Here is a 14,943-nt window from a genome sequence, read left to right as displayed (position 1 = left end):
CATCAACTCTCCTCACCAGATCCGGAGAATCCATGCGGAAGTCCCACAGAGTCGTCGCCGCCGGTGCCGCCTGTGCCCTCGCCGGTGTCGCACTGTACGGCGCGGGCGCGGCCACCGCCGGGCAGTCGACGGCGAACTCCACCCACGAGCCCTACAACATCGGGCAGTTGGTGAAGGACATCGACACCTACTACGGCACGAAGGCCGACAGCAACGGCGTCTACCAGGCGTCCCCGGACAGCCCGTACGCCAAGGACCTGGCGGACATCGACGCGGACGCCAAGCGGTACATCGACAAGGCCGCGCGCCAGGCGCACCGGCACGGCGAGAAGCCGGCCGTCATGTTCGACATCGACGACACGCTGCTGCTCAGCCTCGACTACGAGAAGCGCTACAACTACACGTACAACTCCACCACGTGGAACGACTACGTGAACCGCGCCGACCGCCCGGCCGTCTTCGGCAGCCCCGAGCTGGTCCGGTACGCGCAGTCCAAGGGCGTCGAGGTCTTCTACAACTCCGGCCTGACCGAGGCCCAGCGCGCCGCCGCCGTCACGAACCTGAAGAAGGTCGGCGCCGACGTGAACCTCGACGCCGCCCACATGTTCCTCAAGGACAAGGACAACCCGCCGGCCTACCTGAGCGGCTGCGCCACCCCGGGCACCTGGACCTGCACGACCGTGCAGTACAAGTCCGGCACGCGCAAGCACATCGAGGACGACCTGGGGTACGACATCATCGCCAACTTCGGCGACCAGTACTCGGACCTCGACGGCGGCTACGCCGACCGCACCTACAAGCTGCCGAACCCGACGTACTTCGTCGGCTGAGCCCCGGGGCACAGGGAACGGGGCGCCGGTGCGAGGGCACCCGGATGGGATGGGTGTCTTCCTCGCACTGGCCTCCGCGGCCGGTTACGGCCTCGTCGACTTCGCCGGCGGAGTGCTCTCCCGCCGCGCGCACTTCGCCGTGGTCACGTTCCTCGGCCAGCTGGGCGGCCTCCTCTTCGCAGGGGCGGCCGCCCTTGCCGTACCCGCACACACGGCGCGCCTGCCGGACCTGCTGTGGGGCGCCCTGTCCGGCGCCGGGAGCGCCGTGGCCATGCACTTCCTCAACCGCGGCCTGAGCCGGGGCGCCATGAGCGTCGTGGTGCCCGTGAGTGCCGTCACCGGGGTCGCCCTGTCCGTGGTGTGCGGTGTGCTCTTCCTCGGCGACCGGCCCTCCCCCCTGGCCTGGCTGGGCATCTGCGTCACCGTGCCCGCGCTGTGGCTGGTGGCCGGCGGAGGGAGCGCGCAGGGTCCGGGGCGGCTGCCCGCGGACGGCCTGACGGCCAGCGCGGGCGTCGCCGTCCAGTATCTCGGGCTCGCCCAGGCGGATCCGGTGAGCGGTCTGTGGCCGGTGGCGGTGGGCCGGCTCGCCGCGGTCCTCCTGCTGCTGCCCGGCGTGCGACGGCACCGGGCCGGCTTCCGGGACGCCGGGCCGGGCCTGGCGGTCCCGGCGGTCCTGACCGGAGCCGGCGCGGCCCTCGCGCTGATCCTCTATCTGTGGGCGACCCGGCAGCAGATGCTGTCCGTCGCAGTCGTCCTCGCCTCCCTGTACCCGGCCGTCCCGACGGTTCTCGGGCTCGCCGTGCTGCACGAGAAGGTGACCCGGGCTCAGGCGGCCGGGCTCGGCGGCGCGGCCGTCGCCGTGGTGCTGCTCAGCCTCGGATGAACGTGTGGTCCGCCGAAGCCCATTCCGTAACACGGGGAAAACCTGAAACCGGTCGGGCAGGGGAACAATCCAGCCAGCATCCGCACGCCGATCATCAGGTGACGAGGAGTGGACCCATGTCAGTGGACCGGTACTTCAGGATCTCCGAGCGGGGATCCACGTTCGGGCGGGAGATACGCGGCGGCTTCGCCACGTTCTTCACCATGGCCTACATCCTCGTGCTGAACCCGGTCATCCTGGGCAGTGCCAAGGACAAGTACGGCCACGCCCTGGACACCGGTCAACTGGTCACCGCCACCGCGCTGGTGGCGTGCGTGATGACGATCGTGATGGGCGTCGGCGGCAACCTCCCGCTCGCCATCGCCGCCGGCCTCGGCCTCAACGCCGTCGTCGCCTTCCAGCTGGCCCCGCTGATGAGCTGGGCCGACGCGATGGGCCTGGTGGTCCTGGAGGGCCTGGTCATCTGCCTGCTGGTGCTCACCGGGCTGCGGCAGGCCATCATGAACGCCATCCCGCAGCAGCTGAAGCAGGCCATCGGCGTCGGCATCGGCCTGTTCATCGCGTTCATCGGCTTCGTCGACGCCGGGTTCGTCAGCCGCGTCCCGGACGCCGCGCACACCACCGTGCCCGTCCAGCTGGGCGCCGTCGGACGCCTCACCGGCTGGCCCGTGCTGGTGTTCTGCCTCGGCGTGCTGCTGACCATCGCGCTGCTCGCCCGGAAGGTGAAGGGCGCGATCCTCATCAGCATCGTCACGATGACCGTCGTCGCGATCGTCATCGACGCCGTCGCCGACGTCAGAAGCTGGGGCCTGACCACGCCCAAGGTCCCCGACAAGATCGTCGCCGCCCCGGACTTCGGGCTCATCGGTCATGTCAGCCTGTTCGGCGGCTTCGCCAAGGCGGGCGTCCTCACCGCCGTCCTGCTCGTGTTCACCCTCGTGCTGTCCGACTTCTTCGACGCCATGGGCACGATCGTCGGCATCAGCGCCGAGGCCGGACTGCTCGACGAGCAGGGCCAGGTGCCCGGCATCGGCCGGGTGCTGTTCATCGACGGCGCCGCGGCCGTCGCCGGCGGTCTCGGCTCCGCCTCCTCCAACACCGCCTACATCGAGTCCGCGGCCGGCGTCGGCGAGGGCGCCCGCACCGGCCTCGCCAACGTCGTCACCGGCGGCCTGTTCGGGCTCGCCCTCTTCCTCACCCCGCTGCTCACCATCGTCCCGCTCCAGGCGGCGGCGCCCGCGCTGATCGCCGTGGGCTTCCTGATGATGACCCACGTCAAGCACATCGACTGGGACCGCTACGACATCGCCATCCCGGCGTTCCTCACCATCGCCGCGATGCCGTTCACCTACTCCATCACCGACGGAATCGGCGCGGGTTTCCTGTCCTACGCCGTCATCAAGACGGTGCTGGGCAGGGCACGCGAGGTGAACTGGCTGCTGTGGGGGGTCTCGGCGCTGTTCCTGGTGTACTTCGCCATCGACCCCGTCGAGCAGGTGCTCGGGGTGAAGTGAGGGGCGCTACCTCAGCGCCGCCTGCATCATCGCCCTGGCCACCGGCGCCGCCAGGCCGTTGCCGCTGACCTCCGAGCGGGCCGCGTCGGACTGCTCCACCATCACGGCGACGGCCACCTCCTTGCCGTTGGTCCCGGACTTGGCGAAGGACGTGAACCAGGCGTACGGCGTCTTGCTGTTGTTCTCGCCGTGCTGCGCGGTGCCGGTCTTGCCGCCGACCGTGGCCCCGTCGATCAGGGCGTTGGTGCCCGTGCCGTCCTTGACCACCGTCTCCATCGCCGACTGCAGCTGCCCGGCGGTGGAGGCGCTGACGATCTGCCGGGTGTCCGCGCTGTCGTCGTAGTTCTGCAGCACATCGCCGCCGCTGTCGGTGATCTGCGACACCATGTGCGGCGAGACCAGCTTGCCGCCGTTGGCTATGGCCGCGGACACCATGGCCATCTGCAGCGGGGTCGCGGTGACGTCGAACTGGCCGATGCCGGACAGCGCGGTCTGCGCCTTGTCCATGCCCGAGGGATACACGCTGGCGTAGGCCCGCACCGGCACGTCCTGCTTGTCGTCGTCGAAGCCGAACTTCTCGGCCATCGCCCTCACCTTGTCCTGGCCGAGCTGGACGGCCATGTGGCCGAAGACGTTGTTGCAGGAGTACTGCAGGGCCACGCGGATCGGGGCGTTCCTGCACGGCGCCGATGTGTTCTCGTTCTCCAGCACGTGCGTCGTGCCCGGCGGGGTGTAGGGGTCCGGGCTGTCGGTCGGCACGTCCACGTTCTTGTACAGCCCGTCCTCCAGCGCGGCCGCCGCCACGACCAGCTTGAAGGTCGAGCCCGGCGGCAGCGGCTGGCGCAGCGCGCGGTTGGTGAGCGGCTTGTCCTTGTCCGCGTTGAGCCGCTTCCACGCGGCCCCTGCGGTGTTCGCGTCGGTGAGCGCCGACGGGTCGTACGACGGTGTGGACACCACCGCGAGGATCCTGCCGGTCTTCGGGTCGATCGCGACGGCCCCGCCCTTCTTGCCGCCGAGCGCGCGATAGCCCGCCTTCTGCACGGCCGGGTCGATCGTGGTGAGCACGTCGCCCGGATCGGCGCGCTCGCCGGTGAGCGTGTCCATCACCGTCTTCAGCCGGTTGTCCGTGCCGTTGAGCAGGTCCTGGTAGATGCCCTCCAGCTGCGTGGGGGCGTAGGCCTGCGAGGCGTAGCCCGTCACCGGCGCGTACAGCGGGCCGTCCGTGTACGTCCGCTTGTACGCGAGGTCGCTCCCCTTCGTCCGCGCGGAGCCGGTGATCGCGTTTCCGGCCACGATGATGTTGCCGAGCGGCCGCGAGTACGTCTGGATCGCGTTCCGCCGGTTGTCGTTGTCGTCCGCGAGGGCCTTGCCGTCGTAGAACTGCACCCATGTCGCCCTGGCCAGCAGCGCGAGCACGAGCAGCAGCGCGAAGACGGACGCCCGCCTGATCGTCTTGTTCATCCCGCTGGGAAGACGAGCGGGAGGGGGCCGATCGTTCCCGTACGCCCCGTTTTCTCAGCGTGTGCTCAGAAAACCCGTCTCGTGCGTCCGGGGCTCAGGGCCTGTGCTCAGTCCTCCAGGACGAGCACGACCTCCTCGATCTCCCGGTCCCGCCCGCTCGCGTATCCGCGGGCACGGGCCGTCTCACGGAAGCCGCACTTGTGCAGCACCCGCAGCGACGCGGCGTTGTCGGCCGCAGCCCGCGCGTACAGCGGCCGTTCGGGCACCTCGGCGAGCAGGGCCCGCAGCGCCGCCGTGGCGATGCCGCGGCCCCAGTAGGAGCGGTCGATCCAGTACGTCACCTCGCGCTCGCCGGCCGCCCCGTAGACCGCCGCGGTGCCCACCACGTGTCCGTCGGCCAGGACCGTGCGCCGGACGGATGAGGTCGTGCGCAGCCGTTCCCAGTGGGCCGCGAAGGACTCCTCGTCGTAGGGCCGCTCCGGGCCGAACGCGGCCATCTCGACGGACTCGGGGTCGGTCATCTGCCGGAAGACCACCGGCAGATCGCCGTCCTCGACGGCACGCAGCGCGATATCCATGGCGCCCGAGCCTACGACGGGCCGGGCGCCGGGCCCACCACCGCGCGCTCAGAGCCGGCGGGTCGCCAGGGTGAGCCGGTCGCGGGCGTCGAACAGCGCGTCCTTGATCATCTGCTCGTGGGCGGGGGTCAGCCGGGCCACCGGCACCGAGCAGCTGATGGCGTCCCGGGCCGGGGTGCGGTAGGGGATCGCGACGCCGAAGCAGCGCAGGCCCAGCGTGTTCTCCTCACGGTCCACCGCGAAGCCCTGCTCGCGGACCTGGTGCAGCTCCTCGATGAGCTTCTCCCGGTCGGTGAGGGTGTTCTCGGTGAGCGCGGGCAGCGTCTCGGGCAGCAGCTTGCGCACCTGCTCGTCGCTGTAGGTGGCGAGGATCGCCTTGCCCAGGGAGGTGGAGTGGGCCGGGAGCCGGCGGCCGACCCGGGTGAAGGGGCGCAGATAGTGCTGGGACTGGCGGGTGGCCAGGTAGACGACGTTGATGCCGTCGAGCCGGGCCAGGTGGATGGTCTCCGTGGTGTCGTCGGAGAGCCGGTCCAGGGTCGGCCGGGCGGCGGCCACCACCTCGTCGCCGTCGATGTAGGAGGTGCCGACCAGCAGCGCCCGCACCCCGATGCCGTACCGCGTGCCCGTCGCGTCCGTCTCCACCCAGCCCAGCTCCACGAGCGTGCGCAGCAGCATGTAGAGGCTGGACTTGGGGTAGCCCACGGCCTCCTGCACGGCCGCCAGGGAGTGCATTCCGGGCTTTCCGGCGAAGTACTCGAGCAGTTCCACCGTCCGCACCGCGGACTTGACCTGCGCCCCGCCGCCTGTCTCGGCTGCCGACATCGCCCTTGACCCCTTCGTTGGACGCCACATAGTCTCCGACAGCATATTCATCATCAGAGACAGCGTTCAGTATATCGAACGCCGCTGAGGGATGAACCAGTACTGCGGCATGACATGTGGAGGGATCCCGCGGTGGCAGCAGCACCAGTCTGGAGTGTCGACCCGCGTACCGGGAAGCAGCGTGAACAGGTTGCGGTGGAGGCCACAGCCCAGGAGGTGGACGCCGCGGTCAGGGCGGCCCACGCCGCGCGCGGCGCGCTCGCCGACCGCGCGGTGCGCTCGGCGTTCCTGCGCTCGGCCGCCGCGGGCCTGGACGCGGCCAAGGACGGTCTGGTGGAGACCGCCGACGCCGAGACCGCGCTCGGCCCGGTCCGGCTCACCGGCGAACTCGCCCGCACCAGCTTCCAGCTGCGGGCCTTCGCCGCCATCGTCGACGAGGGCGCCTTCCTCGACGTCGTCATCGACCACCCCGACGCGACCGCGACCCCGCCCATCCCGGACCTGCGCCGCTACAAGGTCCCGCTCGGCGTCGTCGCCGTCTACTCCGCCTCCAACTTCCCCTTCGCCTTCTCCGTCGCGGGCGGCGACACCGCGAGCGCGCTGGCCGCGGGCTGCCCGGTCGTCGTCAAGGCCCACCCCGACCACCCGGCCCTGTCCGAGCTGGTCGCCAAGGTGCTGCGCCGGGCCGCCGCCGAGCACGGCATCCCCGAAGGCGTCGTCGGACTCGTGCACGGCTTCGAGGCGGGCGTCGAGCTGATCAGGCACCCGCTGGTCGCCGCGGCCGGCTTCACCGGCTCCGTGCGGGGCGGCCGGGCCCTGTTCGACGCGGCTGCCGCGCGTGAGGTGCCGATCCCGTTCCACGGCGAACTCGGCTCGCTGAACCCGGTGCTGGTCACCGAGGCCGCCGCCGCCGAGCGCGCCGAGGAGATCGGCGCCGGTCTCGCCGGGTCCATGACGATGGGCGTCGGGCAGTTCTGCGTCAAGCCGGGCCTGGTGCTCGTGCCGTCCGGCGCGGCGGGCGACGGCCTGGTGAAGTCCCTGACGGACGCGGTGAGCGACACCGAGGCGGGCGTGCTGCTCGACCACCGGATGCGGGACAACTTCCTCGCCGGGGTCGCCGAGCGCGTCCGGCTGCCCGAGGTGGAGTCGCCGGTCACCCCGGGCGCGGGCGGCGAGCACTCGGTGAGCGCCGGCTTCCTCACCGTGCCGGCGAGCCGGCTCGCGGACGAGGGCGCGTACGACCTGCTGCTGGAGGAGTGCTTCGGGCCGGTCACCGTGGTGGCCCGGTACGCCGACGAGGAGGAGGCCGCGGCGGTGCTGTCCCGGCTGCCGGGCAACCTCACGGCCACGGTCCAGCTGTCCTCGCAGGAGGCCGCCGGGCAGGGGCGGGGGCCGGAACTGCTCGCCCGGCTGACCCCGTTGGCGGGGCGCGTGGTGGTCAACGCCTGGCCGACCGGGGTCGCGGTCGCGCCGGCCCAGCACCACGGGGGGCCGTACCCCGCGACGACCTCGACCTCCACGTCCGTGGGCGGTACGGCCATCGAGCGGTGGCTGCGGCCGGTCGTGTACCAGAACGCGCCCACCGCGCTGCTGCCGGCCGAGCTGAGGGACGAGAACCCGCTGGGGCTTCCCCGGCGGTTCGACGGCCGCCTCGAACGCTGACCGCCGGGAGCCGCGGAGCGGGAACCTGAGAGACTCACCCCATGGACGTGGAGCTGCCCGAACTTCCCTTCGGCTTGCGCACCTACGGCCCCGACGGGCACTGGTCGTACGAGGACGGCGTGCTCACCGGGTGGGCCGGGCCCCGGCAGGACCGGTTCGTGCCGCCCACCGGGGAGGCGCTGGACCCCGCCTGCGACGCCCCCCGGCTGCTGGGGGCGCCCGACGGGGACTTCCAGCTGATCGCCCGGGTGACCGTGGGGTTCCGGGCCGCCTTCGACGCCGGCGTGCTGTACGTCCACGTCGGCGACCGGGCGTGGGCCAAGCTCTGCCTGGAGTACTCCCCGGACGTGCCCACCGTCTGCACGGTGGTCACCCGGGGCCACTCCGACGACGCCAACTCCTTCACGGTGGACAGCAGTTCGGTCTGGCTGAGGGTCAGCCGGACCGGGCGGGCCTTCGCCTTCCACGCCTCCCGTGACGGGGAACGCTGGACCTTCGTCCGGCTGTTCACCCTCGGCGACGAGAAGGAGACCGGTGCCGCGCTGGTCGGCTTCATGACCCAGTCCCCCCTGGGAGAGGGCTGCGTGGTGACCTACGACCACCTCACCTACCACCCCGCCTGGCCCGACGACCTCCGCGACGGCAGCTGACCTCTGAACCGGCGCGGGCCGGGCTCACGTCCTCGGTTGCCGGGAGGGAATGAAACCGGCTGATTGAACGTTCATGCAGTGGTCGCGGAGAGAGTCTCCGTGCCCGTACGAGCCGGAGAGAGCCGAAGACATGCGCGTCGAGATCTGGAGCGACATCGCCTGCCCCTGGTGCTACGTGGGCAAGGCCCGCTTCGAGAAGGCGCTGGCGGCCTTCCCGCACCGGGACCAGGTCGAGGTCGTGCACCGCTCCTTCGAGCTGGACCCCGGCCGCGCCAAGGGCGACGTCCAGCCGGTGGTCACCATGCTGACCAGGAAGTACGGCATGAGCCAGGCGCAGGCCGAGGCCGGCGAGGACAACCTCGGCGCCCAGGCCGCCGCCGAGGGCCTGGACTACCGCACCCGGGGCCGCGACCACGGCAGCACCTTCGACATGCACCGCCTGCTGCACTTCGCCAAGGAGCACGGCAGGCAGGACGAGCTGATCCAGATCCTCTACCGGGCGAACTTCGCCGAGGAGCGGTCCGTCTTCACCGAGGGCGACGAGCGGCTCGTCGAGCTGGCCGTGGAGGCCGGGCTGGACGCCGGCGCAGTCCGCGCGGTGCTCGCCGACCCGTCCCGCTATGCCGACGACGTCCGTGCCGACGAACGGGAGGCCGCCCGGCTCGGCGCCACCGGTGTGCCCTTCTTCGTCCTGGACCGGGCGTACGGCGTCTCCGGCGCCCAGCCCGCCGAGGTGTTCGCCCGGGCGCTGGCCCAGGCCTGGGACGAGCGCACCTCGCTGACGCTCGTCGACCAGGGGGACGCCGACGCGTGCGGCCCGGACGGGTGCCCGGTGCCGCAGCCCTGAGAAGCCGCAGGTCGGCGTGGACGTATAAGGCTTCCTAAGCGGATCCGCGTAAAAATTCGCAATGGACTACCACGTCACGGGGCCGCACAGTGGTCCCATGGAGACCACGGAGACGTTCGACAGCCTCGTCCGCGCCGAGTTCGCCCCCAAGAGCACCTATCTCAACACCGCCAGCAACAGCCTGCTGCCTGCTCGCACCGTCGCCGCCCTGCACGAGGCGGCGCTGCTGCGGGCCGAGGGCCGGCCGCTGACCCCGCTGCACGAGGACGTCGAGGCCTGCCGGGCGGGGTACGCCCGGATCGCCGGAGTCCCGGTCGGCCGGGTCGCGGCGGGCGCGTCGGTCGCGGCCCACACCGGGGTGATCGCCGCCTCGCTGCCGGCGGGCGCCGAAGTCCTCGTCGCCGAGGACGACTTCACCTCCGTGCTGAACCCCTTCCACGTCCGCGGCGACCTCAAGGTCCGCACGGTCCCGCTGGAGCGGATCGCCGAGTCCGTCCGCCCGGGCACGGCGCTGGCCGCCGTCAGCGCCGCCCAGTCCGCCGACGGGCGCCTCGCCGACCTGGCCGCCCTCAGGGAGGCAGCCCGCGCGCACGGGGCACGCACCTACGTCGACTTCTCCCAGGCCGCCGGCTGGCTGCCGATGGACGCGGACGCCTACGACTTCACCGCCACGGTCTCCTTCAAGTGGCTGCTCGGCCCGCACGGCGCGGCCTTCCTCACCGTCCCCGAGGACTTCGGCGGGCTGAGCCCGGTGCTCGCCGGGTGGGTCGCGGCCGAGAAGCCGTGGGACAGCTGTTACGGCCCGGTCGCCGAACTCGCCCGTTCCGCGCGGCGATTCGACCTCACCCACGCCCTGTTCACCTTCGCGGGCCTGCGTCGCTCGCTGGAGCTGATCGAGGAACTGGGCGTCACCGCCGTGCACGCCCACGACGTTGCCCTCGCCGACCGGTTCCGCGCGGGGCTGGCCGCCCTCGGCCACGAGCCGGTGCCCGCCCCCGGCTCGGCGATCGTCTCGGTGCCGGGACTCGGCTCCCGGCAACCCGAGCTGAGCGAGGCGGGCATCGAGGTCTCCGACCGCGCCGGCAACCTCCGCGCGTCCTTCCACCTGTACAACACGGAAGCGGATGTGGACCGACTGCTGGACGTCCTGGCCGGCTGACGGCATGACCGGGCCGGAGCCCCCCGTCCCACACGAGGAGGCTCCGGCCCGGTGCCGGAAGGGGATCACCTCACCGGGGTGAAGTCCCTGGCGCCGATGAACTCAGGGCGTCGTACGGGCGCCGCGAACGGCTCGACGGCCGTGTTCTCCACGCTGTTGAACACGATGAACACGTTGCTGCGCGGGTACGGCGTGATGTTGTCGCCGGAGCCGTGCATGCAGTTGCAGTCGAACCAGGTCGCCGAGCCGGCCTTGCCGGTGAACAGCCGGATGCCGTACTCGCTCGCCAGCTGCGTCAGCGCCTCGTCCGACGGCGTGCCCGCGTCCTGCATCTGCAGCGACTTCTTGTAGTTGTCCTCGGGCGTGGCGCCGGCGCAGCCCAGGAACGTCCTGTGCGAGCCCGGCATGATCATCAGGCCGCCGTTGGTGTCGTGGTTCTCGGTCAGCGCGATCGAGACGGACACGGTGCGCATGTGGGGCAGGCCGTCCTCGGCGTGCCAGGTCTCGAAGTCCGAGTGCCAGTAGAAGCCGCTCGCGCCGAAGCCGGGCTTGACGTTGATCCGGGACTGGTGGACGTACACGTCGGAGCCGAGGATCTGCCGGGCGCGGCCGACCACGCGCGGATCGCGCACCAGGTTCGCGAACACCTCGCTGATCCTGTGCACCTCGAAGACCGAGCGGATCTCCTTCGACTTCGGCTCCACGATCGAGCGTTCGTCGGCGCGGATCGCCGGGTCGGAGACCAGCCGGTCCAGCTCGCGCTTGTAGACCTCGACCTCGTCGGGCGTGATCAGCTGGTCGATGGCGAGGAAGCCGTCACGCTCGTACGCCTGGAGGTCGGCGGTGCCGATCGGGCCCGGCGTGTCCGGGGAACCCCACACGACCGGGTCCTGGCGCGGGACGGTCACCTCGGTGGTGCCGCGGGTCGGGTAGAGATCCTTCACGGGGGCAGTGGTCATGGGTTCTCACACCTCCTCGGGCTCGGTGAGCAGCGGGTAGACGCCGTTCTCGTCGTGGTCCTCCCGTCCGGTCACCGGCGGGTTGAACACACAGATGCAGTGGAAGTCCTCCTTGACGCGCAGGGTGTGCCGCTCGTGCCCGTCGAGGAGGTACATGGTGCCGGGCGTGATCGTGTACGTCTTCCCGGCCTCGTGGTCGGTGAGTTCGGCCTCGCCCTTGGTGCAGACGACGGCCTCGATGTGGTTGGCGTACCACATCGACGTCTCGGTGCCGGCGTAGAGGATGGTCTCGTGCAGCGAGAACCCGACCCGCTCCTTGGCGAGGACGATCCGCTTGCTCTCCCAGGTACCGGACTTGGACTTGATGTGCCGGTCGGTGCCTTCGATGTCCTTGAAGGATCGGACGATCACGGTGGTGCTTCCTCCTGGTCGGCTTGCGGTTCAGACGGTTTCCCGGACGGCGCGGGCGAGGACGCTCAGGCCCTCGTCCAGCTCGTCGGGGGTGATGGTGAGGGCGGGCAGCAGCTTGACGACCTCGCCCTCCGGGCCGGACGTCTCGATCAGCAGCCCGAGTTCGAAGGCCCGCCGGGCGACCTTCGAGGCCCGGCTCTTGTCGTGGAACTCCATGCCCCACACCAGGCCCCGGCCGCGGTATTCCTTGACGTCGGCGAGGTTCTCCTCGGTGATGGCGATCAGCGCCTGCTCGACCTGCTCGCCCCGGGTGCGGGTCTGCTTCTCCATGGCCGAGCCGTCGGTCCAGTACGTCTCCAGGGCCGCGGCGGCGGTGACGAAGGCCGGGTTGTTGCCGCGGAAGGTGCCGTTGTGCTCGCCCGGCTCCCAGACGTCCAGCTCCGGCTTGAACAGGCACAGCGACATCGGCAGGCCGTAGCCGCTGATCGACTTGGACACCGTGACGATGTCGGGCACGATCCCGGCCTCCTCGAAGGAGAAGAAGGCGCCGGTACGGCCGCAGCCCATCTGGATGTCGTCGACGATCAGCAGCATGTCCTGCCGCTCGCACAGCTCCTTCAGGGCGCGCAGCCACTCCGGCCGGGCCACGTTGATGCCGCCCTCGCCCTGCACGGTCTCCACGATCACGGCGGCGGGCTTGTTCAGGCCGGACCCCTGGTCCTCCAGCAGCCGCTCGAACCACAGGAAGTCGGGGACCTTGCCGTCGAAGTAGTTGTCGAACGGCATCGGCGTGCCGTGCACCAGCGGGATCCCGGCGCCGGCCCGCTTGAAGGCGTTGCCGGTCACGGCGAGCGAGCCCAGCGACATGCCGTGGAAGGCGTTGGTGAACGACACGATCGACTCCCGGCCCTTCACCTTGCGGGCCAGCTTCAGCGCCGACTCCACGGCGTTGGTGCCGGTCGGGCCCGGGAACATGACCTTGTACGGCAGATCGCGCGGGCGCAGCACCAGATCCTGGAAGGTCTGCAGGAAGGACCGCTTGGCCGTGGTCGACATGTCCAGGCCGTGGGTCACCCCGTCCCGGGACAGATAGTCGATCAGCGCCCGTTTGAGCACCGGGTTGTTGTGGCCGTAGTTGAGTGAGCCGGCCCCGGCGAAGAAGTCGAGGTAGGCATGGCCGTCCTCGTCGAACATCCGGCTGCCCTGCGCGCGGTCGAAGACCGTGGGCCAGCCGCGGCAGTAGCTGCGCACCTCGGACTCGAGGGTCTCGAAAACGCTGAGGTCGGGCTGGGTGATGGTCACGGTGGTCGCTCCTCAGTGGGGGGTGGAGGCGGTCAGCGGGCCGATGCGGTACAGGACTTCGGGGTCGTGCGGGCCGTCCGGGAACAGCTCGGCGGGGAACAGCACCTCACGCTCCACACGCGCGCCGTGCCGGGCGGCGAACGAGGTGAACAGCCGCTCGGAGGCGGTGTTGCCGGGGGTGATGGTGGTCTCCACGCCGGTGATGCCGCGCTCGGCGGTGAGCCGTGCGGTCAGCCCGTCCAGCAGCCTGGCGGCGATGCCGCGCCCCCGCTGGGCGGAGTCGACGGCCACCTGCCAGACGAGCAGCGTGCGGGGGCGCTCCGGCCGTACGTAGCCGGTGACGAATCCGACCGGCTCCCCGTCCGCACCGCGTGCCACCGCGGAGGTGCCGGCGAAGTCCCGGCACCACAGCAGATAGCTGTACGAGGAGTTCAGGTCGAGGGTTTTCGATTCCTTGGCGAGACGCCAGAGCGCTGCTCCGTCGGTCAGCGCCGGCTGGTCGACGATCAGGTCTGCGGGTGCGGCAGTCATGCGGCACGAATTTAGCGAGGCGAATTAGAAAATGCACGGGCGTCGTCGCTGTGCCGTACCGAGGAGGCAGTGAAATGCCTGAGTTATCCCGCTACAAATCAGGGCATAGCGACCCTACTGTGGAGTACGTCACACCCCGGAAACGGCTCGAAACCTGCCGGAAAACTTCCCCGTTTAGCCTCGCAAAAAGCGGGAAGAAGAAGACGGGAAGCTACCACCGAGAAAATTGGCGGGAATTGTGAAATCAATCTGAATTTTGAATTCGGAATGCGGTGGCGCCGTCGAATTCAGACGCCGAGCGCCGCCCCGATCGCCGCCAGACACCTCTCCACGGTCTCCTGCGAGGCGTCCGCCCCGTAGTGGTTGACCCGGATCATCTCCTTGGCCAGCGCCCCGCCGCCGGCCGCGAGCGGCAGCGCGGGATCGCTCTTCAGCACCCGGGCCACCAGCTCCGACGCCACCACCCCGGAGGGCACCCGCAATGTCGTCGCCACCGGCGCCGCGTCCTTCTCCTCGCACACGTACGGCTCGAGGCCCCCGCCCAGGGCGAGGGCGCCCGCCCGCGCGGCCCGGGCCGCCTCCCGGTGCCGGGCCATCACCGTCTCCAGCCCCACCGACTCGATCCGCTCCAGGCACGCTTCGAGCGCCAGCATCTCCAGCTGCGCCGGGGCGTGCGGCAGCACCCTGCGGCCCGCGTCGGTCCAGCGCTCCTTCCAGTCCAGCAGGGACAGGTAGGAGCGGCGCGGCGCGTGCGGATTCGCCGCCATCCGCGCCCAGGCCCGCTCGCTCACCGAGATCGCCGACACGCCCGCGGGGCCGCCCATCGCCTTCTGCGCGCCGATCACGCACAGGTCCACGCCCCACGCGTCCGGCAGCACCGGCTCGGCGCCCACCGAGGCGACCGCGTCCAGATAGAACAGGGCGCCCTGCTCCCGCACCGCCTCGCCGATCTCCGCGACCGGATTGGTGTTGCCGGTCGCGGCCTCCGCGTGGACCAGGGACACGAAGTCGATCTCGGGGTGCTCGGCGAACGCCTCCCGGATCTGCCCGGCGCTCACCGCCGTGTGGAAGGGGACGGCGAGGTCGTGCACCGTCGCGCCGGAGTCCCGCAGCCAGTCGCCGAAGGTCTGCCCGTACGGACCCGTGATCACGTTCAGGGCCACCGTGCCCGGACCGGCCGCCGCGCGGATCGCGCCCTCCAGCGGCAGCAGCGCCTCGCCCTGGGTGATCAGCACGTCCTGCCGGGTGTCCAGCAGCCGGGCGACCGCGTCCTCGATGGCGGCGAAGCGCTCGGCGGTCAGCGGAGGCAGGTCCAGAAGCGGGTGGGTCACGGC

15 protein-coding genes are annotated in these 14,943 nt (G+C 70.9%); 7 read left to right on the top strand and 8 right to left on the bottom strand.

Features of this window, described 5'->3' with window-relative positions; all coding sequences use genetic code 11:
- The first annotated feature begins 32 nt into the window (after window positions 1-32).
- The 3 genes from ACGFZN_RS06065 (at window position 33) to ACGFZN_RS06055 (ending at window position 3,227) form a co-directional block, all read left to right on the top strand.
- A complete protein-coding gene (locus tag ACGFZN_RS06065) occupies window positions 33-830 on the top strand; it encodes an HAD family acid phosphatase (protein ID WP_393857282.1) in 798 nt (265 codons plus the stop codon).
- A gap of 49 nt (window positions 831-879) precedes the next feature.
- Entirely contained in the window at window positions 880-1,713 is an 834-nt protein-coding gene (locus ACGFZN_RS06060) for an EamA family transporter (protein WP_393857281.1), read from the top strand.
- A gap of 116 nt (window positions 1,714-1,829) precedes the next feature.
- Window positions 1,830-3,227, top strand: coding sequence for an NCS2 family permease (locus tag ACGFZN_RS06055; RefSeq protein WP_393857280.1), 1,398 nt, complete (start codon window positions 1,830-1,832; stop codon window positions 3,225-3,227).
- Window positions 3,228-3,233: 6 nt separating this feature from the next.
- On the opposite strand, the gene ACGFZN_RS06050 is transcribed toward ACGFZN_RS06055, so the two are convergent.
- The 3 genes from ACGFZN_RS06050 to ACGFZN_RS06040 form a co-directional block, all read right to left on the bottom strand.
- Window positions 3,234-4,688, bottom strand: coding sequence for a peptidoglycan D,D-transpeptidase FtsI family protein (locus ACGFZN_RS06050; RefSeq protein WP_393857279.1), 1,455 nt, complete (start codon window positions 4,686-4,688; stop codon window positions 3,234-3,236).
- 107 nt (window positions 4,689-4,795) lie between these two features.
- Window positions 4,796-5,266, bottom strand: coding sequence for a GNAT family N-acetyltransferase (locus ACGFZN_RS06045; RefSeq protein ID WP_393857278.1), 471 nt, complete (start codon window positions 5,264-5,266; stop codon window positions 4,796-4,798).
- A 48-nt stretch (window positions 5,267-5,314) separates the two neighbouring features.
- On the bottom strand, window positions 5,315-6,088 hold the full coding sequence (locus ACGFZN_RS06040; protein ID WP_393857277.1) for an IclR family transcriptional regulator: 774 nt from the start codon (window positions 6,086-6,088) through the stop codon (window positions 5,315-5,317).
- A 132-nt stretch (window positions 6,089-6,220) separates the two neighbouring features.
- Here ACGFZN_RS06040 and ACGFZN_RS06035 point away from each other — a divergent pair, with 132 nt between their 5' ends.
- From ACGFZN_RS06035 to ACGFZN_RS06020, 4 genes are all read left to right on the top strand, one after another.
- Window positions 6,221-7,750, top strand: a complete 1,530-nt coding sequence (locus ACGFZN_RS06035) for an aldehyde dehydrogenase (NADP(+)) (protein WP_393857276.1) — start codon at window positions 6,221-6,223, stop codon at window positions 7,748-7,750.
- Between the two features lie 41 nt (window positions 7,751-7,791).
- Complete coding sequence (locus tag ACGFZN_RS06030; protein ID WP_393857275.1) at window positions 7,792-8,400, top strand: DUF1349 domain-containing protein; 609 nt, start codon at window positions 7,792-7,794, stop codon at window positions 8,398-8,400.
- A gap of 130 nt (window positions 8,401-8,530) precedes the next feature.
- On the top strand, window positions 8,531-9,247 hold the full coding sequence (locus tag ACGFZN_RS06025; RefSeq protein WP_393857274.1) for a DsbA family oxidoreductase: 717 nt from the start codon (window positions 8,531-8,533) through the stop codon (window positions 9,245-9,247).
- A gap of 97 nt (window positions 9,248-9,344) precedes the next feature.
- Window positions 9,345-10,406 (top strand): aminotransferase class V-fold PLP-dependent enzyme, encoded by a 1,062-nt coding sequence (locus ACGFZN_RS06020; protein ID WP_393857273.1) that lies wholly within the window; start codon window positions 9,345-9,347, stop codon window positions 10,404-10,406.
- Window positions 10,407-10,471: 65 nt separating this feature from the next.
- Here ACGFZN_RS06020 and thpD read toward each other — a convergent pair whose 3' ends face one another.
- The 5 genes from thpD to ACGFZN_RS05995 all read right to left on the bottom strand — a co-directional run bounded on the left by thpD (window position 10,472) and on the right by ACGFZN_RS05995 (window position 14,940).
- Window positions 10,472-11,365 (bottom strand): ectoine hydroxylase, encoded by an 894-nt coding sequence (thpD, locus tag ACGFZN_RS06015; RefSeq protein WP_393857272.1) that lies wholly within the window; start codon window positions 11,363-11,365, stop codon window positions 10,472-10,474.
- 6 nt (window positions 11,366-11,371) lie between these two features.
- Window positions 11,372-11,776 (bottom strand): ectoine synthase, encoded by a 405-nt coding sequence (locus ACGFZN_RS06010; protein WP_393857271.1) that lies wholly within the window; start codon window positions 11,774-11,776, stop codon window positions 11,372-11,374.
- Between the two features lie 30 nt (window positions 11,777-11,806).
- On the bottom strand, window positions 11,807-13,078 hold the full coding sequence (gene ectB, locus ACGFZN_RS06005) for a diaminobutyrate--2-oxoglutarate transaminase (RefSeq protein WP_393857270.1): 1,272 nt from the start codon (window positions 13,076-13,078) through the stop codon (window positions 11,807-11,809).
- Between the two features lie 12 nt (window positions 13,079-13,090).
- Window positions 13,091-13,609, bottom strand: coding sequence for a diaminobutyrate acetyltransferase (gene ectA, locus ACGFZN_RS06000; RefSeq protein WP_393857269.1), 519 nt, complete (start codon window positions 13,607-13,609; stop codon window positions 13,091-13,093).
- A 287-nt stretch (window positions 13,610-13,896) separates the two neighbouring features.
- Window positions 13,897-14,940: a pyridoxal-phosphate-dependent aminotransferase family protein gene (locus ACGFZN_RS05995; protein ID WP_393857677.1), complete on the bottom strand. Its 1,044-nt coding sequence runs from the start codon at window positions 14,938-14,940 to the stop codon at window positions 13,897-13,899.
- Window positions 14,941-14,943: the final 3 nt, after the last annotated feature.

Origin of the sequence: Streptomyces sp. NPDC048192 (assembly GCF_043202415.1) — a bacterium.
GTDB lineage: Bacteria > Actinomycetota > Actinomycetes > Streptomycetales > Streptomycetaceae > Streptomyces.
Note: the sequence above shows the minus strand (reverse complement) of the source record. Positions and strands in the feature narration are given on the sequence as shown.

Coding starts and splice junctions, on each gene's coding strand:
- ACGFZN_RS06045 (WP_393857278.1), bottom strand. CDS start 5,266: ATGGATATCGCGCTGCGTGCCGTCGAGGACGGCGATCTGCCGGTGGTC.
- ACGFZN_RS06065 (WP_393857282.1), top strand. CDS start 33: ATGCGGAAGTCCCACAGAGTCGTCGCCGCCGGTGCCGCCTGTGCCCTC.
- ACGFZN_RS06055 (WP_393857280.1), top strand. CDS start 1,830: ATGTCAGTGGACCGGTACTTCAGGATCTCCGAGCGGGGATCCACGTTC.
- ACGFZN_RS06020 (WP_393857273.1), top strand. CDS start 9,345: ATGGAGACCACGGAGACGTTCGACAGCCTCGTCCGCGCCGAGTTCGCC.
- ACGFZN_RS06050 (WP_393857279.1), bottom strand. CDS start 4,688: ATGAACAAGACGATCAGGCGGGCGTCCGTCTTCGCGCTGCTGCTCGTG.
- ACGFZN_RS06040 (WP_393857277.1), bottom strand. CDS start 6,088: ATGTCGGCAGCCGAGACAGGCGGCGGGGCGCAGGTCAAGTCCGCGGTG.
- ACGFZN_RS06060 (WP_393857281.1), top strand. CDS start 880: ATGGGTGTCTTCCTCGCACTGGCCTCCGCGGCCGGTTACGGCCTCGTC.
- ectA (WP_393857269.1), bottom strand. CDS start 13,609: ATGACTGCCGCACCCGCAGACCTGATCGTCGACCAGCCGGCGCTGACC.
- thpD (WP_393857272.1), bottom strand. CDS start 11,365: ATGACCACTGCCCCCGTGAAGGATCTCTACCCGACCCGCGGCACCACC.
- ACGFZN_RS06030 (WP_393857275.1), top strand. CDS start 7,792: ATGGACGTGGAGCTGCCCGAACTTCCCTTCGGCTTGCGCACCTACGGC.
- ACGFZN_RS06025 (WP_393857274.1), top strand. CDS start 8,531: ATGCGCGTCGAGATCTGGAGCGACATCGCCTGCCCCTGGTGCTACGTG.